We start from the raw sequence: 19112 nt of genomic DNA on the forward strand, positions 1-19112 counted from the left end.
CGATGCAGAGGGTAGCGATGAGGAGGAGCGGCGCCGATGAAACTCGCGGTGATCGGCGGCGACGGGATCGGCCCGGAGGTGACGGCCGAGGCGCTCAAGGTGCTCGACGCGGTGCTGCCCGGTGTGGACAAGACCGAATACGACCTGGGCGCAAGGCGTTACCACGCCACCGGTGAGCTGCTGCCGGACTCGGTGATCGACGAGTTGCGCGCGCATGACGCGATCCTGCTCGGCGCCATCGGCGATCCGTCGGTGCCCAGCGGCGTGCTGGAGCGAGGTCTGTTGCTGCGCTTGCGTTTTGAGCTGGACCATCACATCAACTTGCGACCCGGCCGGCTGTATCCGGGAGTGAGCAGCCCACTGGCCGGAAACCCCGACATCGATTTCGTGGTGGTGCGCGAGGGCACCGAAGGCCCCTACACGGGGACCGGCGGCGCCATCCGCGTCGGCACGCCCAACGAAGTCGCGACCGAGGTCAGTCAGAACACCGCTTTCGGGGTGCGCCGGGTGGTCGTTGACGCCTTCGAGCGCGCCCGGCGGCGCCGCAAGCATTTGACGCTGGTGCACAAGACGAACGTGCTGACCTTCGCCGGCAAGTTGTGGTCACGCATCGTGGCCGAGGTCGGCCGGGACTACCCCGATGTCGAGGTGGCATATCAGCACATCGACGCCGCCACCATCTTCATGGTCACCGATCCGGGCCGCTTCGACGTGATCGTCACCGACAACCTGTTCGGCGACATCATCACCGACCTGTCGGCCGCGGTGTGCGGCGGAATTGGCTTGGCCGCCAGTGGAAATATCGACGGCACCCGGACCAATCCGTCGATGTTCGAGCCCGTGCACGGCAGCGCGCCCGACATCGCCGGCCAAGGCGTCGCCGATCCCACGGCCGCGATCATGTCGGTGGCGCTGCTGCTCGCCCACCTCGGCGAGGACGCCGCCGCTACCCGGGTTGACCGGGCCGTCGAACGATATCTGGCAACGCGTGGGAACGAACGGCCCGCCACCACCGAAGTCGGCGAACGGATTGCCGCCGCGCTCTAGTTTCCAAGCCGGGCGGCAGCAGCCGCGTCGGCACCAGCGGCATCGCCGCCAAGGGGAACAACGCGCGCAACAGCCATGCCGGTGGATATTTCGCGGCCGAAATCAACGCGCCGAACAACGGCGGACCGGCGGCCGCCATCATCCGCTGGGTGGTGTTCTGGATGCCCAGGGCGCGTCCACTCCAATACGGCCCGGCGAATTCGGTGATCGCGGTGGCCTCCAGCCCGTTGTCGAGCACCGCGATCACCGAGATGGCCACCATCAGGCCGGCCTGCCACCGCGAATTGAGGTAGTCGGCCCAGGCCAACAGCAGCAGAACCAGCACCGCCGCGGCCGCGATGTAGCGGACGGGCCGCATCCGCGAGCCGAGCCGGTCCGACCAGCGACCCACCGCGACCCGGCCGAGCGCACCGAGCAGCTGGGAGAGCGTCACCAATGCGCCGGCGGCCGCGACGGACCAGTGCAGGTTCCGGATCAACCACACCAGCATGAACGTCACCGTCACCGTCTGCGGCATCATCATCAGGCCCGCCACCGCGTGAATTCGCCACAGCGTCAACGACCCTCGATACGGGCTGGCGAGTTCCTGATCGCTGGCGCTGGCGCGGGGCTTGCGCGGCGGGTCGACGATACCGATCACGCTGGCGACCGCGCCGAACACGCATGCCAGCGCGGTGAAGCGCAGTCCCGCCTGCGGACCGTGTTCGGCCAGCTCGGGAATGACCATGGCGCCCAACGCGATTCCCAACGGTTGCGCGGTTTGGCGGATGCCCATCGCCAGCCCGCGCTGGTGCGGGGGGAACCAGGCCGACACCAGTCGGCCGCCGGCCGTGTTGCAGCTGGCCGCCGCCATGCCGCCGAGAAACAGGTACACCGCGATCAGTACCATGGAGTGTGCCGACGACGCGGCGTAGGCGGCCAGTGCGGTCAGCGCCGAGCCGGTGGTCATCACCACCCGCTCGCCGACCCGGTCCAGCACGTAGCCCCACGCCACGAGCGTGACCACCATTCCCCAGCTGGGCATCGAGGCCAGCAGACCGGCTTCGTCGAGCCGAATCCCGCGCGCGCCTTGCAGCGACGGGATCAAGAATGCGACGCCGTTGATGAACAGAAAGGAACTCGCCGTCGCCAGCAGCGAAACGACCATGATCGACCAGCGGGTGCCGGCGCCGACGTCGGGCGTGGCGACGGGGTCGGTCTGCATTCCCCATGCTTGCATACCGCCGGGATATTTAGGGGTAGGACGTGTGCCGTTGCCGGTCATCGGTGCTTGGGGTCGACGGCCCGCCACGCCCGGCTACGCCGCGCTCGCGGCCGTCACGGGGCTCGATGGTGACGGCCCGCCACGCCCGGCTACGCCGCGCTCGCGGCCCTCACTAGGCTGAGCCAAATGCGCCTTGGTCGAATCGCCAGCCCCGACGGTGTCGCCTTCGTCAGTATCGAGGGCGAACTCGACAACCCCGCCGAGATGATCGCCCGCGAAATCGCCGAGCATCCATTCGGCACCCCCAACTTCACCGGCCGGTCGTGGCCGCTCGCCGACGTCCGGCTGCTCGCCCCGATACTGGCCAGCAAGGTGGTGTGCGTCGGCAAGAACTACGCCGACCACATCGCCGAGATGGGCGAGGCGACCGGCCCCGTGCCGGCCGACCCGGTGATCTTCCTCAAACCCAACACCGCCATCATCGGACCGAACGTGCCGATTCGGTTGCCGGCCAACGCATCACCCGTGCACTTCGAGGGCGAGCTGGCGGTGGTGATCGGCCGGCCCTGCAAGGACGTCTCGGCCGCCCAGGCCGCCGAGAACATCCTCGGCTACACCATCGGCAACGACGTGTCGGCGCGCGACCAACAACGATCCGATGGTCAGTGGACGCGGGCCAAGGGCCATGACACCTTCTGCCCGGTCGGGCCGTGGATCGTCACTGACCTCAATCCGCTGGACCCGGGCGACCTGGAATTGCGCACCGAGGTCAACGGCGAGGTCAAACAACGCAGCCGCACGTCGCTGCTGATCCACGACATCGGCTCCATCGTCGAATGGATCTCGGCCGTGATGACCCTGCTGCCCGGTGATCTCATCCTCACCGGAACACCGGCGGGCGTGGGTCCCATCGAGGACGGCGACACCGTCTCCATCACCATCGAGGGCATCGGTACCCTGACCAATCCCGTGGTCCGCAAAGGAAAATCGTGACTGCACCCGCAAACGTCCGGGTCCGATTCTGCCCGTCGCCCACCGGCACCCCGCACGTCGGCATGGTCCGCACGGCGCTGTTCAACTGGGCATACGCCCGACACACCGGCGGCACCTTCGTGTTTCGCATCGAGGACACCGACGCGGCGCGCGACAGCGAGGAAAGCTACTTGGCGCTGCTGGACGCGCTGCGCTGGCTCGGCCTGGACTGGGACGAGGGGCCGGAGGTGGGCGGCCCGTACGGCCCCTACCGGCAGTCACAGCGCGGCGAGATCTACCGCGACGTGGTGGCCAAACTGGTCGAGGCGGGCGAGGCGTATTACGCCTTCTCCACCCCGGAGGAGGTCGAGGCGCGGCACATCGCCGCCGGCCGTAATCCCAAGCTGGGCTACGACAACTTCGATCGCCACCTCACCGATTCGCAGCGCGCCGCCTTCCTGGCGGAGGGCCGCCAACCGGTGGTGCGGCTGCGGATGCCCGACGAAGATCTCGGCTGGGACGACCTGGTCCGCGGCAGCACCGTCTTCGCCGCCGGCTCCGTGCCCGACTTCGCGTTGACCCGCGCCAACGGAGATCCCTTGTACACGTTGGTCAACCCGTGCGACGACGCGCTGATGAAGATCACCCACGTGCTGCGCGGCGAGGACCTGCTGCCCTCGACACCGCGTCAGCTCGCGCTGTATCAGGCGCTGATCCGGATCGGAGTGGCCGAGCGCATCCCGCAGTTCGCCCACCTGCCAACGGTATTGGGGGAGGGCACCAAAAAGCTCTCCAAGCGCGACCCACAGTCCAACCTGTTCGCCCACCGCGACCGCGGCTTCATCCCCGAAGGGCTGCTCAATTACCTTGCGCTGCTGGGCTGGGCCATCGCCGACGACCGCGACGTGTTCAGCCTGGACGAGATGGTGGCCGCCTTCGACGTCGTCGACGTCAACTCCAATCCGGCCCGCTTCGACCAGAAGAAGGCCGACGCGCTCAACGCCGAGCACATCCGGATGCTGACCGCCGCGGACTTCGCCGCCAGGCTGCGCGACTACCTCGACGTCCACGGGCATCGCCTCGCGCTCGACGACGCGGCGTTCGCCACCGCCGCCGAGTTGGTGCAGACCCGCATCGTGGTGCTCGGCGACGCGTGGGACCTGTTGAAGTTCCTCAACGACGACGAGTACGCGATCGACCCGAAGGCCGCCGCCAAGGAGCTGGGGCCCGACGGCGCCGCGGTGCTGGACGCGGCGCTGCCCGCGCTGGACGCCGTGACGGACTGGGCGGCGCCGCAGATCGAGGCCGCGCTGAAGACCGCGCTCATCGACGGCCTGGGCCTCAAACCGCGCAAGGCGTTCGGGCCGATCCGGGTGGGCGCCACCGGGACGACGATCAGCCCGCCGCTGTTCGAATCGCTGCAGCTGCTGGGCCGCGACCGCAGCTTGCGGAGGTTGCGCGCGGCGCGGGAGCGGGCCGGTCAGCACAGCGCCTGAGCGACGAGCACCACACGTGCGGATGGCCCCGGCGAGTCTTTGGTAGTCTGCACTGCGGTTCACAAAGGCCGAAGAACGACTGGCGGCGGCGGTCCCCGAAGCGCTAACAAAAGCCTGAGATCGACGCTGACCAGCTGTTTTAGGCAGCCAATGGGGTATGGTGTAATTGGCAACACAGCTGATTCTGGTTCAGCCGTTCTAGGTTCGAGTCCTGGTACCCCAGCAAAACCCCGCCGTTCCAAGCGATTAGGTGGGCTTAGCGGGGTGAGCTATGCTGACACCTCGGATCGTCTGTGGATCGTGTCTGGCCCCGTCGTCTAGCGGCCTAGGACGCCGCCCTCTCACGGCGGTAGCGTGGGTTCGAATCCCATCGGGGCTACAAAACCAAGACCGCGGTCACCGGTCGGTGCCCAGCACCGCCGGCGCCGTCGATCCACCCACCGGCATGGGTGGCAAGCCGAGTTTGCGGTGATCCCAGGAACGCGCCCGGCGGGCCACGATGCGAACACACACCCGCTTGTTCATCATCTGCTCAACGAACGGCTTCATCTCGTCGGTGTAGGGACCGGTGTAGCGCTCGAAGACGCTGACCCCCACCCGGTGGGCGACGTCGGGATCGTCGACGAGTTCCGCCACCCCTTCGAACGACACGCCGCGCAGGGTGTCGTAGGTGTCGCCGTCCTCGATGAGGAAGCTCACCCGCGGGTCGCGCTTGAGGTTGATGGCCTTCTGCGACTTGGCCTTGGTCTCCAGCCAGATCTCGCCGTCGACGACGGCGTACCACATGGCGGTCAGATGAGGCTGCCCGTCCCGGCCGATGGTGGCCAGCGTGCCGGTGCGGCTCTTGACGACGAAGTCGGCGATCTCATCGTCGGACATGACGATGCTCGCGCGCTGATTGGTTCCCATGCCGGTCAGTCTGTCAGGTCCGCTGTGTCCCCTCGCGAGCAGACGCAAAAGCACGCGAAAGTCGTCCGAAAAGGGGACTTTTGTGTCTGCTCGCGAGAAAGAACTAGAGGCGGCGGGTGAGCGCTTCGGCGGCGGACACCAGATCGGCGGCCCAGCGCGCTCCGGGGCGCCGGCCGATCCGGTCGATGGGGCCCGACACCGAGATGGCCGCGATGACAGCACCGCGGCTGTCGCGCACCGGCGCCGACACGCTGGCCACCCCGGGCTCGCGTTCGGCCACGCTTTGCGCCCAGCCGCGCCGCCGCACCTCGGCCAGCGTGCGCTCGGTGAATTTCGCGTTTGCCAGCACCGCCTTCTGGGTGGCGGCGTCGCTGTGGGCGAGCAACACCTTGGCGCCCGACCCCGCGGTCATCGGCAGCCGCGCCCCGACCGGAACCGTATCCCTAAGGCCCGCAGCGGGTTCCAGTGCGGCCACACACACCCGGTCGGTGCCCTCGCGCCGGTACAGCTGCACGCTCTCGCCGGTGGTCTCGCGCAACAGCGGCAGCACCGCGCTGCCGGCGGCCAGCAGCGGATCGTTGACGTGTGCCGCCAGTTCGGTGACCGCCGGGCCCAGCCGCCAGCGCCCGTCGTCGCCGCGCGCCAGCAGGCGATGCACCTCGAGCGCGGCCGCCAACCGGTAGGCGGTGGCCCGGGGCAGCTCGGTCCGCTCGCACAGTTCGGCCAACCCACAGGGTGATTGGGCGACGGTGTGCAGCACACCCACCGCTTTGTCCAGGACGCCGATGCCGCTATGCTGTCTCACAAGGAGATACTAGCGTCTCGCATTATGAGATCACCAGCCCGACGGATCGGCGAGCCGCGGACAAAGCGAATTGAGGCGAGTTCGAGATGGGAATCGACGCGGGGACGACGGCCACGCCGCGCACGCTGGCCGAAAAAGTCTGGGACGACCACGTTGTGGTGTCCGGCGGGGCCAACGAGCCGGACCTGATCTACATCGATCTGCACCTGGTGCACGAGGTCACCAGCCCGCAGGCGTTCGACGGCCTGCGGCTGGCCGGCCGGCCGGTGCGGCGGCCCGATCTGACGCTGGCCACCGAGGACCACAACGTGCCCACCATCGACATCGACAAGCCGATCGCCGACCCGGTGTCGCGCACCCAGGTCGAGACATTGCGCCGAAATTGTGCCGAATTCGGCGTCCGGCTGTACCCGATGGGCGACGCGGAGCAGGGCATCGTGCATGTCGTCGGGCCGCAGCTGGGCCTGACCCAACCGGGAATGACGGTGGTGTGTGGGGATAGTCACACCTCGACGCACGGCGCATTCGGCGCACTGGCCATGGGAATTGGCACCTCGGAGGTCGAGCACGTGCTGGCCACCCAGACGTTGCCGCTGCGGCCGTTCAAGACGATGGCGGTCAACGTCGACGGCGAGTTGCCGGCCGGCGTGACGGCCAAGGACATCATCCTGGCGCTGATCGCCAAGATCGGCACCGGCGGCGGGCAGGGGCACGTCATCGAATACCGCGGCAGCGCCATCGAATCGCTGTCGATGGAAGGCCGGATGACCGTGTGCAACATGAGCATCGAGGCCGGTGCCCGGGCAGGGATGATCGCTCCCGACGACACCACCTACGAGTTCCTGCGGGACCGCCCGCACGCCCCCAAGGGCGCGCAATGGGATGCGGCCATGCGCTATTGGCAGCAGCTGCGCACCGATCCCGGCGCGGTGTTCGACACCGAGGTCTATCTGGATGCCGCGTCGCTGAGCCCGTTCGTGACGTGGGGCACAAACCCGGGGCAGGGTGTGCCGTTGGCCGCCGCGGTACCGGATCCCGAACTGATGACCGACGATGCCGAGCGCCAGGCCGCCGAGAAAGCGTTGGCATACATGGACCTTCGACCGGGCACGCCGATGCGCGACATCGCGGTCGACGCGGTGTTCGTCGGCTCTTGTACCAACGGTCGTATCGAGGATCTGCGGGTCGTCGCCGACGTGCTGCGCGGCCGCAAGGTCGCGCCGGGGGTGCGGATGCTCGTGGTGCCCGGCTCGATGCGGGTGCGCGCGCAGGCCGAAGCCGAAGGGCTGGGCGAGGTTTTCACCGCCGCGGGCGCCGAATGGCGGCAGGCGGGCTGCTCGATGTGTTTGGGAATGAATCCCGATCAGCTGGCGCCGGGGGAGCGGTGCGCGGCGACCTCGAACCGCAACTTCGAAGGGCGCCAGGGCAAAGGCGGCCGCACGCATTTGGTGTCTCCGGCCGTCGCCGCGGCCACGGCGGTGCGCGGCACATTGTCCGCTCCGGCCGATTTGGACTGACGTATTCGACCGTGAAGGGATGAGCATGGAAGCATTTCACACCCACGCCGGCATCGGTGTGCCGCTGCGGCGCTCCAATGTCGACACCGACCAGATCATTCCGGCGGTGTATTTGAAGCGCGTAACCCGAACCGGTTTCGAGGACGGCTTGTTCGCCAGCTGGCGGTCGGATCCGTCATTCGTGCTCAACCTCAGCCCCTTTGACCGTGGCTCAGTCCTAGTCGCCGGACCGGATTTCGGGACGGGGTCGTCGCGCGAGCACGCCGTGTGGGCACTGATGGACTACGGGTTCCGGGTGGTCATCTCGTCTCGATTCGGCGACATTTTCCGGGGCAACGCCGGCAAGGCGGGTCTGCTGGCGGCCGAAGTTTCCCAGGACGGGGTGGAGCTGCTCTGGAAGCTCATCGAGCAGAGCCCCGGCTTGGAAATCACTGCCAATCTTCAAGATCGAAATATCACCGCGGGAACGACGGTGCTGCCGTTCAAGATTGACGACCACACCGCGTGGCGACTACTCGAAGGGCTCGACGATATAGCCCTTACGCTGCGGAAACTCGACAGAATCGAATCCTACGAAGCGGCGTATCCCGATTGGAAACCGCGCACTTCGCCCGTCGCGTGAACCGCTGAGCCGGGCCGAATTTCTGCTCGATGGGCTAACTAAACCGGCCCGATTTGCGACGCCCTCCACCGGTCAAGGGCGGCAACCGGATTGCGAAAACGCCGCCCGCCCCGCCGTGAAATTGCGCGTGGCTCTTGGAAATTTGCTGGGTGAGGGTTTACCGTGTCCACTAGTCGGTTCAAATCGAGGACCACTAGTGTCGGAGGGAGTGATGAACAAGGCAGAGCTCATTGATGTGCTCACACAGAAATTGAACACGGACCGTCGGCAGGCGACCGCAGCGGTCGAGAATGTCGTCGACACCATTGTGCGTGCGGTACACAAGGGCGACAGCGTCACGATCACCGGGTTCGGTGTATTCGAACAGCGGCGGCGCGCCGCACGGGTGGCCCGCAACCCGCGTACCGGTGAGACGGTGAAGGTGAAGCCGACGTCCGTCCCGGCGTTCCGCCCCGGCGCTCAATTCAAAGCGGTTGTCTCTGGGGCACAGCGTCTCCCGTCCGAGGGCCCGGCCGTCAAGCGCGGCGTGGTCGGCGGCGCGGCCAAGAAGACCGCCGCCAAGAAGGCGCCCGCCAAGAAGGCTGCGGCGAAGAAGGCTCCGGCCAAGAAGGCCGCCGCCAAGAAGGCCCCGGCGAAGAAGGCTGCGGTCAAGAAGGCTCCGGCCCGCAAGGCCGCGACCAAGGCTCCGGTGCGCAAGGCCGCGACCAAGGCTCCGGCCAAGAAGGTTGCGGCGAAGAAGGCTCCGGCCAAGAAGGCCGCGACCAAGGCTCCGGCCAAGAAGGCCGCCAGCAAGGCTCCGGCTCGCAAGGCCGCGGCCAAGAAGACGACCGCGCGTCGCGGCCGCAAGTAGGCAGAGCACGTCCTAGACACGAATACCCTTCGGCCGGCAGCGGTGCCGCCCGGAGGGTATTCGTGTGCTAGCGAGCGGGCACGCCGCCGCGAACTCAGGCGCGCACGTTGGCGGCCAGCGCGCCGCCGATGTGATCGGCGGCCACCAGCCGGCCGGCCGACAACGACAGCACCCAGGTGCTGCCCTTGTGATTGCGCGACTTGTCGGGCCGCACCCCGTCGCGATCACACCACCACGCGATCAGGTCCGGAATCACCTTGCCCTGCGTGCAGACAACCGGTGTGCCTGGCTCCCCGGCGATCTCGAGCATCCGGTGCCGAGCGCGCTTGGGGTTCTTGGCGTACGCCTCCTCGGTGAGCGTGGTCTCGTTGTGCACCGGCACGTCGAGCTCCTCGGCCAGCGGTTGCACGGTCTGGTGGCAGCGGACCCGGTCGGCCGCGTGCACCTGCGAGGCACCGAACGCCAGCAGCTGCGGGACCAGCGCCTCGGCCTGCGCCCGGCCCCGCTTGTCCAGCGGCCGCTTGGCGTCGTCGCCGGAGAAACGAGATTTGCGCCCGGCCGTGCCGTGCCGCACCACCAGCACGGTGTGCGTGTCCGCGGGCTTTTTGCTGAAGTGCCGCAACACTTTTCGGTCTTGTGTGTAATTGAGCCGCTGCATCGCCTCGGCCACCGGCAACCAGAGCAACTGGTCGACCTCGTCGCCGGGTACGAATTCGCCGCCGGTGGCGCGCGCCGACCAGTAGTAGACCTTCTTGACGCCCTGTTCGATCGGATAGCGCACCGTGTCGAGCCTTCTGCCGAGCACGGCGCACTGGCCCGTCTCCTCACGCACTTCGCGCACCGCCGCCACCGGCGCCGTCTCGCCGGGGTCCACCTTGCCCTTGGGCAGTGACCAGTCGTCATAGCGCGGGCGATGGATGATCGCGACCTCGACGTCACCGCCGTCCGGCTCGGCGTCGCCGGGTCGCCACAGCACCGCGCCGGCGGCGTAGACCACCCGGGTTCCGGCGCGTCGAGCAGTCGACGAATTCTGGGTCGGCACCTCAACTCCTGCAGGTCAATTCGGTGAAGTCGCACGCTGGATCACGCTGCGGCCGGAAAAACAACTCCGAACTCACCCGCAGGGCTAGGGACTGCGATGCCGCTCCATCAACGATACTTGGTGATCACGCACGGTATGGCCCTCTTGCGGCGACGGGGTCCACTGCCCGTCGGGTCCCAATTCCCAGCACCGGGTGGACGGATCCAGCGCGGATTCGAACAACTCGTCCAGCTGCGCGGTGAGTTTGGGATCCTTGACCTGCGCCAGCACTTCGACGCGGCGATCGAGATTGCGGTGCATCATATCGGCGCTGCCGATCCAGAATTCGTTGATGTTGCGGAAGTGGATGATCCGCGAGTGCTCCAGGAAACGTCCCAGAATCGAGCGCACGAAGATGTTTTCGGAGTAACCCTGCACGCCCGGGCGCAGCGCGCAGATGCCGCGCACCACGACCTCGACCCGCACCCCCGCCTGCGACGCCCGGTACAGGGAGTCGATCACCTGCTCGTCCACCAACGCGTTCATCTTCAACCGAATTCGGCCCTGCCCGCGTTCGCGGTGCGCGGCGATCTCGCGTTCGACGCGTTCGATGATGCCGGTGCGAATCCCGTGCGGCGCCACCAACAGATTGCGGTAGGAGACCTTACGCGAATAGCCGGTAAGCGAATTGAACAAATCGGTGAGGTCGGCGCCGATGTCCGGCGCCGCCGTCAGCAGACCGACATCCTCGTACAGGCGAGCGGTCTTGCTGTTGTAGTTGCCGGTTCCGATGTGGCAGTACCGGCGGATCGCCGAACCTTCGCGGCGCACCACCAGGCATGTCTTGCAATGCGTCTTGAGGCCGACGAGCCCGTAAACCACGTGCACGCCCGCTTGTTCGAGGGCGCGCGCCCAGCGGATGTTGGCCTGCTCGTCGAAGCGCGCCTTGATCTCGACCAGTGCCACCGCCTGCTTGCCGGCCTCGGCCGCTTCGATCAGCGCCCGAACGATCGGCGAATCACCGGAGGTGCGGTACAGCGTCTGCTTGATCGCCAGCACGTTGGGGTCGGCGGCGGCCTGCTGGATGAAGCGCTGCACGCTGGTGGAGAACGAGTCGTAGGGGTGGTGCACCAGCACGTCGCCCTCGCGCAGCGTCGCGAAGATGCTCTTGGGGGATTCGCGGTCGGCGAAGGCGGGGTGGGTGTCCGGGACGAACGCCGGATCCTTGAGCGCGGGGCGATCCAAATCGTAGATCTGCCACAGCGACGAAAGGTCGAGCAGGCCGGGCACTTCGATGACGTCGCCGGGATGCACGTCGAGTTCGCGAAGCAGCAGTTCCAGCATGCCCTCGGTCATGTCGTCGGCGATCTCGAGCCGCACCGGCGGGCCGAAGCGCCGCCGCGCCAACTCCCGTTCCAGCGCCTGCAGCAGATCTTCGTCGCGGTCCTCCTCGACCTCCATGTCGGCGTTGCGGGTGATGCGGAACGCGTGGTGTTCGACGATCTCCATGCCCGGGAACAGCAGCGGCAGGAACGCCGCGATCAGTTCCTCCATCGGCAGAAACCGGACGACGCCGCGGTTTTCGCCCTCGGCGCCCGCTCTCGGCGCCGCGAGTTCAACGAAGCGATCGACGTTGTTGGGCACCTTGACGCGGGCGAAGTGCTGGCCGCCGTCCTCGGTCTGGCGCACCATCACCGCCAGGTTCAGGCTCAGCCCGCTGACGAAGGGGAACGGGTGCGCGGGATCGACGGCCAGGGGCGTCAGGACGGGAAAGACCTGTTCGGTGAAATAGGTCGACAATTCGTCGCGCTCGGCCTGATCGAGATCGGCCCACGTGACGATGTGAATGCCCTCCTCGGCCAGCGCCGGGCGCACCGAGTCGAGGAACACCCGCGCGTGCCGGGTCGCGATCCGCTGGGTGTGCTCGCCGATCAGGGCGAGTTGTTTGCGCGGCGTCAACCCGTCGGCCGAGCGCACCGACAAGCCCATCTCGTCGCGCCGCTTCAGCCCGGCGACCCGCACCATGTAGAACTCGTCGAGGTTGGAGGCGAAAATGGCCAGGAACTTGGCCCGTTCCAGCAGCGGCAGCGAGTTGTCGTCGGCCAGCGCCAGCACCCGGGCGTTGAAATCCAGCCAGCTCAGTTCCCGGTTGAGATAACGGTCCTCCGGCAGGTCGGTCATCGCGGCCGGGGTCGCCGCGGGTGGCGCCCCCACGGCCGAGTCGCCCGAATGCCACAGGTTCTCGTCGGGTCGAGTCTCAGCGTCGATTTCAGTCACATTGCGATCATGGCGCATCACGCGCGGCTGCTGCTAGCGCCCGCGGGACATCCATTCGCCGTTGGGCCGCCGTTCACCGGCCGGACAGATTCTGCCGCGGTGAGCGAAAATCAATGCGCGGCGACGGCCCGGGCCGTCGCGGCCCCCACCCCGAGGCGGCGGGCGGCGGCCAGATCGGTGGGGGTATCGACGTCACAGCGCAGGCCGGGCCAGGCGCCGGTCAGCTCGATCGCGCCCGAACTGCGGTGCCGCGCCGACGAATCGGAGCCGAACCGGGGATCGAGCCGGGTGCCGAACGCGAACAGCGCCGCGGTGCCGGTGGCCAGCCGGTCGGCGACGAAGCTGCGCCGGTGCGCACGCGCGGCGGCCACCGCCTCGGCCAGCTCCTGGGACTGCAGCGCCGGCAGATCCCCTTGCAGCGCAACGATATTGGTAAAGGAACCGCTCACCGCGCGCTCCGCGGTGGCGATGGCGTTGTTGAGCGGATCCGGATGCCCCTCCGGGGTCGGGTCGGCCAGCACGTCGGCACCCAGCCCGGCGGCCGCCGCCGCGGCGGCCTCGTCGGGCGTGATCACGGTGATCGAACCCAGCGACCGGACCCGTGTGGCGGCGGTCAGGGTGTCGGTCAACATGGCCAGCACCACGCTTTCGCGGGTGCGCGCCGAGAACACCGGGGCCAGCCTGGTCTTGGCCGCGGCCAGCCTCTTGACCGCAATGATCAGGGCGACATCGCCCGCACCGTCGTGCCCGCCGTCGGCTCGTGTGCCGCTCATGAGATGTCATCCTGCCAGCGCCGGCGCGCAGCCGGCTTGCGTGACGCCCGGTCGGCCGCTGATCTAGGGTGTAGCGGCTGCAAGTGCCGCGTGAGCTACATCGACCACGGACAGGGGGTGGTACATGGCCGGCCCAGGGGGCGGTCCGAAGGCCGGTGCGGCCGGCGCCGTCGCGGTCATGGGCGCCGGGGCGTGGGGCACCGCGCTGGCCAAGGTGCTCGTCGACGCCGGCGGCCCCGGAACAGAGGTCACGCTGTGGGCCCGCAGGCCCGAGCTCGCCGAACGGATCAACGCGACCCGATCCAACCCCGACTACCTGCCCGGGACGTCGTTGCCGCCGGGCATCCACGCCACCGCGGACGCCGGCGAGGCGCTGCGGGACGCGACGACGGTGCTGCTGGGCGTGCCGGCGCAGGCGATGCGCGCCAACCTCGAGCGCTGGGCGCCGCTGCTGCGGGACGGGGCGACCCTGGTCAGCCTGGCCAAGGGCATCGAGTTGGGCACCCTGATGCGGATGAGCCAGGTCATCGTCTCGGTGACCGGCGTCGACCCGGCTCAGGTCGCGGTGATCTCGGGACCGAACCTGGCCAGCGAGATCGCCGCGTCCCAGCCCGCCGCGACGGTGGTGGCGTGCAGCGACTCCGGCCGCGCCGTCGCCCTGCAGCGCATGCTCAACAGCGGATACTTCCGGCCCTACACCAACAGCGATGTGGTCGGCACCGAGATCGGCGGGGCGTGCAAGAACGTGATCGCGCTGGCCTGCGGGATGGCCGCCGGCGTGGGCCTCGGCGAGAACACCGCGGCGGCCATCATCACCCGGGGGCTGGCCGAGATCATGCGGCTGGGCATCGCGCTCGGCGCCAAGGGCGCGACGCTGGCCGGGCTGGCCGGGGTGGGCGACCTGGTCGCCACCTGCAGCTCGCCGCACTCCCGCAACCGTTCGCTGGGCGAGCGGCTCGGCCGCGGGGCAACCATCGGTTCGGTGCTCGCCGGTAGCCCCGACGGCGGCGACGGGCACGTCGTCGAGGGCGTGACGTCCTGCCAGTCGGTGCTGGCGCTGGCCGCCAGCTACGACGTGGAAATGCCGCTCACCGACGCGGTGCACCGGGTCTGTCACAAGGGGCTGTCCGTCGACGAGGCGATGGCGCTGTTGCTGGGCCGGCGCACCAAGCCCGAATGACCTGGCCGCCACCCGGTAGCCTGTTCAGATTGTGAATGCCAGCCAGCGGGTCCGCGTCGCCGTCGTCTTCGGCGGGCGCAGCAACGAGCACGCCATCTCGTGCGTCTCGGCCGGCAGCATCCTGCGCAACCTCGACCCGCGGCGGTTCGAGGTCGTCGCGATCGGCATCACCCCGCAAGGCTCGTGGGTGCTCACCGACGGCGACCCGGCCGCGCTGGCGATCAGCGACCGGCAACTGCCCGAGGTGACGTCCGCGTCGGGGACCGAGCTGGCGCTGCCGGCGGATCCGGGGCGCAGCGGCCAACTGGTTTCCCTTCCCCCCGGCGCCAGTGAGGTGTTGGCCTCCGTCGACGTGGTGTTCCCGGTGCTGCACGGCCCGTACGGGGAGGACGGCACGATCCAGGGGCTGCTCGAACTCGCCGGGGTGCCCTACGTCGGGGCCGGCGTGTTCGCCAGCGCCGCGGGCATGGACAAGGAATTCACCAAGAAGCTGTTCGCCGCCGAGGGATTGCCGATCGGCGACTACGCGGTGCTGCGCCCGTCGCAGTCCACATTGTCGCTGCAGGACCGCGAGCGGCTGGGCTTGCCGGTGTTCGTCAAACCCGCCCGGGGCGGCTCCTCGATCGGCGTCAGCCGGGTCTCGAGCTGGGACGAGCTGGACGCCGCCGTGGCCGCCGCCCGCGACCACGATCCCAAGGTCATCGTCGAGGCGGCCATCGCCGGCCGGGAGCTGGAGTGCGGGGTGCTCGAAATGCCCGACGGCACAGTGCAAGCCAGCACGGTCGGCGAGATCCGGGTGGCCGGGGTACGGGGGCGTGAGGACTCGTTCTACGACTTCGCGACCAAATACCTCGACGACACAGCCGAATTGGACGTGCCCGCCAAGGTCGACGACGAAATCGCCGACGCGGTACGCGAATTGGCGATCCGCGCATTCAAGGCCGTTGACTGCCAAGGGCTGGCCCGGGTGGACTTCTTCCTCACCGAGACCGGGCCGGTGCTCAACGAGATCAACACGATGCCCGGCTTCACCACCATCTCGATGTACCCGCGGATGTGGGCGGCCAGCGGCGTGGACTACCCGAGTCTGCTGGCCACCATGGTGGAGACGGCCCTGGCCCGCGGCGTCGGGCTGCGCTAGCCGGCGGGCGGCCCGGGGTTGACCGGCGCCGCCGCGATGCGCTGCGCGATCACGTCGGAGAGCCGCTGGATGGGCGCCGGGCCCGAGCCCGACGGCAGCGTGAGCGCCACATACACCGTGCGGTCCACCGTGTACCAGGTGGATCTGCCGGCGTCCCCGGCGGATTGCGGGTCGGGGCGCACCGCGAACCACTGCACCCGGTCGACGACCTGGATGGGGGATCCGGCGACGAACTCGGCCGGGCGGTCCAGGCCGCAGCGCAGCACCACCGGCTCGCTGTCCGGCCCGGTCCGCCAGGCCGCGGCGCCCGCCGGGGCCGGCTGCTCGAGCGGGGCGCGCTGATAGTCGCCGAGCCGCTGCGGCAGCGCGTCCAGCAACGCCCGGCAGGCGGCGTCCCCGGCGTGCGGCGCCGGAAAGGCCGCTACGGCAACGGGTTGCGGCGGCGCCTCACGGGTCGCCGCGATCGCCAGGATCACCCCGATCGTCGTCACCGCCAGCGCGACCGCGACCATGATCACCGCCCGCGGGGGCCCGCCGTCGGCCTCCGATTCGGTTGCCACCGCCCGCGCACCTCCTTGTCTGTCGGGCCACTGTTACCCGGCTTCCCAGTATTGGCGGTCGGCCCGCCCGGGCGACAGCCCTATGGTGGTGGCGTGCGGGACGAATCGACGCTGCGGCAACTCGGCGAATTCGCCGTCATCGACCGGCTGGTGGCCGGGCGCCGGCAGCCGGCCGCGGTGACCCTCGGGCCCGGCGACGACGCCGCGCTGGTGACGACCGGCGACGGCCGCGTGGTGGTGTCGACCGACATGCTGGTGCAGGACCGGCATTTCCGGCTCGACTGGTCGACGCCGCACGACATCGGCCGCAAGGCGATCGCGCAGAACGCCGCGGACATCGAGGCGATGGGCGCGCGGCCCACGGCGTTCGTGGTGGGCTTCGGCGCTCCCGGTCAGACCGCGGCGGAGCAGGTGGACGCGCTGGTGGACGGCATGTGGGACGAGGCACAGCGGGTGGGGGCCGGCATCGCCGGCGGCGATCTGGTCAGCTGCCCGCAGTGGGTCATCTCGGTCACCGCGCTCGGCGAGCTGGACGGACGCTCCCCGGTGCGCCGCGCCGGCGCCGAACCCGGCTCGCTGATCGCCGTGGTCGGCGACCTGGGCCGATCCGCGGCGGGATTTGACCTGTGGCGCAATCAGATTGGCGGGTTCGACGAGCTGCGCCGCCGGCATGCGGTGCCGCAGCCGCCCTACGGCCAGGGTGCGGTGGCCGCGGCCGGGGGAGCGCAGGCGATGATCGACGTCTCCGACGGCCTGATCGCCGACCTGCGGCACGTCGCCGAGGCGTCCGGGGTGGGCATGGACGTATCCACCGCGGCGCTGGCCGCCGACCGTGACGCGGTGGCGGCCGCGGCGGCCGCGGTGGGCGTCGACGCCTGGCCGTGGGTGCTGACCGGCGGTGAGGACCACGCCCTGGTGGCCTGTTTCCCCGGGCCCGCGCCGGCCGGCTGGCGCATCATCGGGCGGGTTCTCGACGGCCCGGCCCGGGTGCTGGTCGACGAGCGGGAGTGGAGCGGCCCCGCCGGCTGGCAGTCGTACTAGGGTGGCCCGGTGATCTCAAAGTGACCGATCCCGCGGCCGGCGGGGGCCGGCGATGACGGCGCGCCCGCTGAGTGAACTCGTCGAGCCCGGCTGGGCGCGTGCGTTGCAGCCGGTGGCCGAGCAGGTCGCCCGGATGGGGCAGTTTCTGCGGGCCGAGATCGCGGCCGGGCGCCGGTACCTGCCGGCCGGCCCAAACGTGTTGCGCGCGTTCACCTATCCCTTCGACGAGGTCAAGGTGCTCATCGTCGGGCAGGATCCCTATCCGACGCCGGGACACGCTGTGGGGCTGAGCTTTTCGGTGGCACCCGGCGTGTCGCCGCTGCCGCGCAGCCTGGCCAACATCTTCCAGGAGTACACCGCGGACCTGGGCCACCCCCCGCCCTCGTGCGGCGACCTGACGCCCTGGGCGCAGCGCGGCGTGCTGCTGCTGAACAGGGTGCTCACCGTGCGCCCCAGCAACCCGGCGTCGCACCGGGGCAAGGGCTGGGAGCCGGTGACCGAGTGTGCCATCCGGGCGCTGACCGCGCGCCAGCAGCCCCTGGTCGCCATCCTGTGGGGCCGTGACGCCTCGACCCTGAAACCGATTCTGGCCCAAGGTAATTGCGTGGCCATCGAGTCGCCGCACCCGTCTCCGCTGTCGGCGTCGCGGGGGTTCTTCGGGTCACGGCCGTTCAGCCGGGCCAACAAGCTGCTGGCCGAGATGGGCGCCGACGAGATCGACTGGCGGCTGCCCTGACGCTCGCGGTTGGGCCGGCGCCCGTCACGCTGGCGTGACGCGCGGCCGTGGCCGTCACGCTGGCGTGACGCTGGGCCGGCGGCCGTCACGCTGGCGTGACGCTCGCGGGCCGCAGCGGCGACAGCGGCCTACGCGCCCGGGAAGTTCACGTCCTTGGTGACGGCCTCCCACTCGTCGATCGACGCCGACATCGCGGCGATCTTGTCCCGCATGGCCTTGAGCACGTCGCGTCCGAGCAGCAGCCGCAGCGGCGGCTCGTCCAGCCCGGTCACCATCAGCACCGCCTCGGCCACCTTGCGCGGGTCGCCGGGCAGGTGGTCGGCGAACTGCTTGATCAGGTCCTTGCGCGCCGCGACGTCGGTGTAGTCGGCGATCGGCGTGCCGGACTCCTTCATCGATCGGGTGGCCCAATCGGTGCGGAAGGCCCCCGGCTCGATCGCGGTCACCTTGATACCCAACGGGCGGACCTCGGCGGCGAGCGCCTCGGTGACGGCCTCCAGCGCGAACTTGGTCGACGAGTAGTAGGCGTTGGGCGGGTTGGCCACCAGGCCGGTCATCGACGAGATGTTGACGATGTGCCCGCAGCCGCGGGCGCGCATGCCCGGGAGCACCGCCTTGATCATGTCGACCGCACCGAAGTAGTTGACGTCGAACAGCTTTCGCACCTCGGCGTCCTCGCCCTCTTCCACCGCCGACAGGTAGCCGTGCCCGGCGTTGTTCACCAGCACGTCGATGCCGCCGAACGCCGCGTCGGCCGCGGCCACCGCGGCGGCGATCTGGTCGCGGTCGGTCACGTCGAGCGCGACCGGCAGCGCCAGCTCGCCGAATTCCTCGGCAAAACCCCGAACGGCGTCGGCCCGTCGTGCCGTCACCACCACGCGGTGGCCGGCTTGCAGTGCCGCACCGGCGATTTCGCGGCCGAAGCCGGTGGAGCATCCCGTGATCAGCCAGCGTGCCATCG

Annotated in this window: 18 protein-coding genes and 2 tRNA genes; 12 read left to right on the forward strand and 8 right to left on the reverse strand. The window is 69.3% G+C overall.

From position 1 onward, the window contains the following. The first annotated feature begins 36 nt into the window (after positions 1-36). Entirely contained in the window at positions 37-1047 is a 1011-nt protein-coding gene (locus MAA44156_RS04235) for a 3-isopropylmalate dehydrogenase (RefSeq protein ID WP_009978239.1), read from the forward strand. Here the strand turns inward: MAA44156_RS04235 and MAA44156_RS04240 are convergent. Continuing rightward, positions 947-2251 (reverse strand): MFS transporter, encoded by a 1305-nt coding sequence (locus MAA44156_RS04240; RefSeq protein WP_009978238.1) that lies wholly within the window; start codon positions 2249-2251, stop codon positions 947-949. The two genes, MAA44156_RS04235 and MAA44156_RS04240, sit on opposite strands and share 101 nt — an antisense overlap. Before the next feature lie 186 nt (positions 2252-2437). Between MAA44156_RS04240 and MAA44156_RS04245 the strand changes: the two genes are divergently transcribed. From MAA44156_RS04245 to MAA44156_RS04260, 4 genes are all read left to right on the forward strand, one after another. Further along, complete coding sequence (locus MAA44156_RS04245) at positions 2438-3244, forward strand: fumarylacetoacetate hydrolase family protein (RefSeq protein ID WP_003878741.1); 807 nt, start codon at positions 2438-2440, stop codon at positions 3242-3244. Next, complete coding sequence (gltX, locus tag MAA44156_RS04250) at positions 3241-4719, forward strand: glutamate--tRNA ligase (RefSeq protein ID WP_023861067.1); 1479 nt, start codon at positions 3241-3243, stop codon at positions 4717-4719. Before MAA44156_RS04245 ends, gltX begins: the two co-directional genes overlap by 4 nt. A gap of 151 nt (positions 4720-4870) precedes the next feature. Next, positions 4871-4942 (forward strand) — tRNA-Gln (locus MAA44156_RS04255). 83 nt (positions 4943-5025) lie between these two features. Next, positions 5026-5098, forward strand: a tRNA-Glu gene (locus tag MAA44156_RS04260). A gap of 17 nt (positions 5099-5115) precedes the next feature. Here MAA44156_RS04260 and MAA44156_RS04265 read toward each other — a convergent pair. Both MAA44156_RS04265 and MAA44156_RS04270 read right to left on the reverse strand, forming a co-directional pair. Beyond that, positions 5116-5628: a pyridoxamine 5'-phosphate oxidase family protein gene (locus MAA44156_RS04265; RefSeq protein WP_003875014.1), complete on the reverse strand. Its 513-nt coding sequence runs from the start codon at positions 5626-5628 to the stop codon at positions 5116-5118. 103 nt (positions 5629-5731) lie between these two features. Continuing rightward, complete coding sequence (locus MAA44156_RS04270; RefSeq protein ID WP_003875015.1) at positions 5732-6433, reverse strand: IclR family transcriptional regulator; 702 nt, start codon at positions 6431-6433, stop codon at positions 5732-5734. 86 nt (positions 6434-6519) lie between these two features. On the opposite strand from MAA44156_RS04270, the gene leuC reads away from it, so the two are divergent. From leuC to MAA44156_RS04285, 3 genes are all read left to right on the forward strand, one after another. Then, on the forward strand, positions 6520-7950 hold the full coding sequence (gene leuC, locus MAA44156_RS04275) for a 3-isopropylmalate dehydratase large subunit (RefSeq protein WP_009978235.1): 1431 nt from the start codon (positions 6520-6522) through the stop codon (positions 7948-7950). 25 nt (positions 7951-7975) lie between these two features. Then, positions 7976-8572 carry a 3-isopropylmalate dehydratase small subunit gene (leuD, locus tag MAA44156_RS04280; RefSeq protein WP_009978233.1) on the forward strand — a complete coding sequence of 199 codons (597 nt, stop codon included), beginning with the start codon at positions 7976-7978 and terminating at the stop codon, positions 8570-8572. A gap of 211 nt (positions 8573-8783) precedes the next feature. Then, positions 8784-9422 (forward strand): HU family DNA-binding protein, encoded by a 639-nt coding sequence (locus MAA44156_RS04285; protein WP_009978231.1) that lies wholly within the window; start codon positions 8784-8786, stop codon positions 9420-9422. Between the two features lie 94 nt (positions 9423-9516). On the opposite strand, the gene mutT1 is transcribed toward MAA44156_RS04285, so the two are convergent. The 3 genes from mutT1 to cofC all read right to left on the reverse strand — a co-directional run bounded on the left by mutT1 (position 9517) and on the right by cofC (position 13493). Next, a complete protein-coding gene (mutT1, locus tag MAA44156_RS04290; RefSeq protein ID WP_009978229.1) occupies positions 9517-10464 on the reverse strand; it encodes an 8-oxo-(d)GTP phosphatase MutT1 in 948 nt (315 codons plus the stop codon). A gap of 84 nt (positions 10465-10548) precedes the next feature. Further along, the gene (locus MAA44156_RS04295) at positions 10549-12741 is read right to left on the reverse strand and encodes an RNA degradosome polyphosphate kinase (protein ID WP_019733494.1); all 2193 of its coding nucleotides are present in this window, start codon (positions 12739-12741) and stop codon (positions 10549-10551) included. An 89-nt stretch (positions 12742-12830) separates the two neighbouring features. Continuing rightward, on the reverse strand, positions 12831-13493 hold the full coding sequence (gene cofC / locus MAA44156_RS04300) for a 2-phospho-L-lactate guanylyltransferase (RefSeq protein ID WP_009978225.1): 663 nt from the start codon (positions 13491-13493) through the stop codon (positions 12831-12833). A gap of 124 nt (positions 13494-13617) precedes the next feature. Between cofC and MAA44156_RS04305 the strand changes: the two genes are divergently transcribed. Together MAA44156_RS04305 and MAA44156_RS04310 are read left to right on the forward strand one after the other, a co-directional pair. After that, positions 13618-14673: an NAD(P)H-dependent glycerol-3-phosphate dehydrogenase gene (locus tag MAA44156_RS04305; RefSeq protein WP_009978224.1), complete on the forward strand. Its 1056-nt coding sequence runs from the start codon at positions 13618-13620 to the stop codon at positions 14671-14673. A 31-nt stretch (positions 14674-14704) separates the two neighbouring features. Next, positions 14705-15814 (forward strand): D-alanine--D-alanine ligase family protein, encoded by a 1110-nt coding sequence (locus MAA44156_RS04310; RefSeq protein ID WP_003875024.1) that lies wholly within the window; start codon positions 14705-14707, stop codon positions 15812-15814. Here the strand turns inward: MAA44156_RS04310 and MAA44156_RS04315 are convergent. Further along, entirely contained in the window at positions 15811-16326 is a 516-nt protein-coding gene (locus MAA44156_RS04315; protein ID WP_080555759.1) for a DUF3515 domain-containing protein, read from the reverse strand. The genes MAA44156_RS04310 and MAA44156_RS04315 overlap by 4 nt on opposite strands. Before the next feature lie 141 nt (positions 16327-16467). On the opposite strand from MAA44156_RS04315, the gene MAA44156_RS04320 reads away from it, so the two are divergent. Together MAA44156_RS04320 and MAA44156_RS04325 are read left to right on the forward strand one after the other, a co-directional pair. Continuing rightward, complete coding sequence (locus tag MAA44156_RS04320) at positions 16468-17415, forward strand: thiamine-phosphate kinase (RefSeq protein ID WP_009978220.1); 948 nt, start codon at positions 16468-16470, stop codon at positions 17413-17415. Positions 17416-17467: 52 nt separating this feature from the next. Further along, on the forward strand, positions 17468-18151 hold the full coding sequence (locus tag MAA44156_RS04325) for a uracil-DNA glycosylase (protein ID WP_009978218.1): 684 nt from the start codon (positions 17468-17470) through the stop codon (positions 18149-18151). 128 nt (positions 18152-18279) lie between these two features. Here MAA44156_RS04325 and MAA44156_RS04330 read toward each other — a convergent pair whose 3' ends face one another. Beyond that, on the reverse strand, positions 18280-19110 hold the full coding sequence (locus MAA44156_RS04330) for an oxidoreductase (protein ID WP_003875028.1): 831 nt from the start codon (positions 19108-19110) through the stop codon (positions 18280-18282). Positions 19111-19112: the final 2 nt, after the last annotated feature.

It is taken from the genome of Mycobacterium avium subsp. avium, from assembly GCF_009741445.1.
Lineage (GTDB): Bacteria > Actinomycetota > Actinomycetes > Mycobacteriales > Mycobacteriaceae > Mycobacterium > Mycobacterium avium.

Bases quoted from the DNA above. Each gene is read 5' to 3' on its own strand.
- MAA44156_RS04285 (WP_009978231.1), top strand. From the start codon at position 8,784: ATGAACAAGGCAGAGCTCATTGATGTGCTCACACAGAAATTGAACACG.
- MAA44156_RS04330 (WP_003875028.1), bottom strand. From the start codon at position 19,110: ATGGCACGCTGGCTGATCACGGGATGCTCCACCGGCTTCGGCCGCGAA.
- leuD (WP_009978233.1), top strand. From the start codon at position 7,976: ATGGAAGCATTTCACACCCACGCCGGCATCGGTGTGCCGCTGCGGCGC.
- MAA44156_RS04315 (WP_080555759.1), bottom strand. From the start codon at position 16,326: ATGGTCGCGGTCGCGCTGGCGGTGACGACGATCGGGGTGATCCTGGCG.
- MAA44156_RS04240 (WP_009978238.1), bottom strand. From the start codon at position 2,251: ATGCAGACCGACCCCGTCGCCACGCCCGACGTCGGCGCCGGCACCCGC.
- MAA44156_RS04245 (WP_003878741.1), top strand. From the start codon at position 2,438: ATGCGCCTTGGTCGAATCGCCAGCCCCGACGGTGTCGCCTTCGTCAGT.
- MAA44156_RS04325 (WP_009978218.1), top strand. From the start codon at position 17,468: ATGACGGCGCGCCCGCTGAGTGAACTCGTCGAGCCCGGCTGGGCGCGT.
- MAA44156_RS04265 (WP_003875014.1), bottom strand. From the start codon at position 5,628: ATGGGAACCAATCAGCGCGCGAGCATCGTCATGTCCGACGATGAGATC.
- MAA44156_RS04305 (WP_009978224.1), top strand. From the start codon at position 13,618: ATGGCCGGCCCAGGGGGCGGTCCGAAGGCCGGTGCGGCCGGCGCCGTC.
- MAA44156_RS04235 (WP_009978239.1), top strand. From the start codon at position 37: ATGAAACTCGCGGTGATCGGCGGCGACGGGATCGGCCCGGAGGTGACG.
- leuC (WP_009978235.1), top strand. From the start codon at position 6,520: ATGGGAATCGACGCGGGGACGACGGCCACGCCGCGCACGCTGGCCGAA.
- cofC (WP_009978225.1), bottom strand. From the start codon at position 13,493: ATGAGCGGCACACGAGCCGACGGCGGGCACGACGGTGCGGGCGATGTC.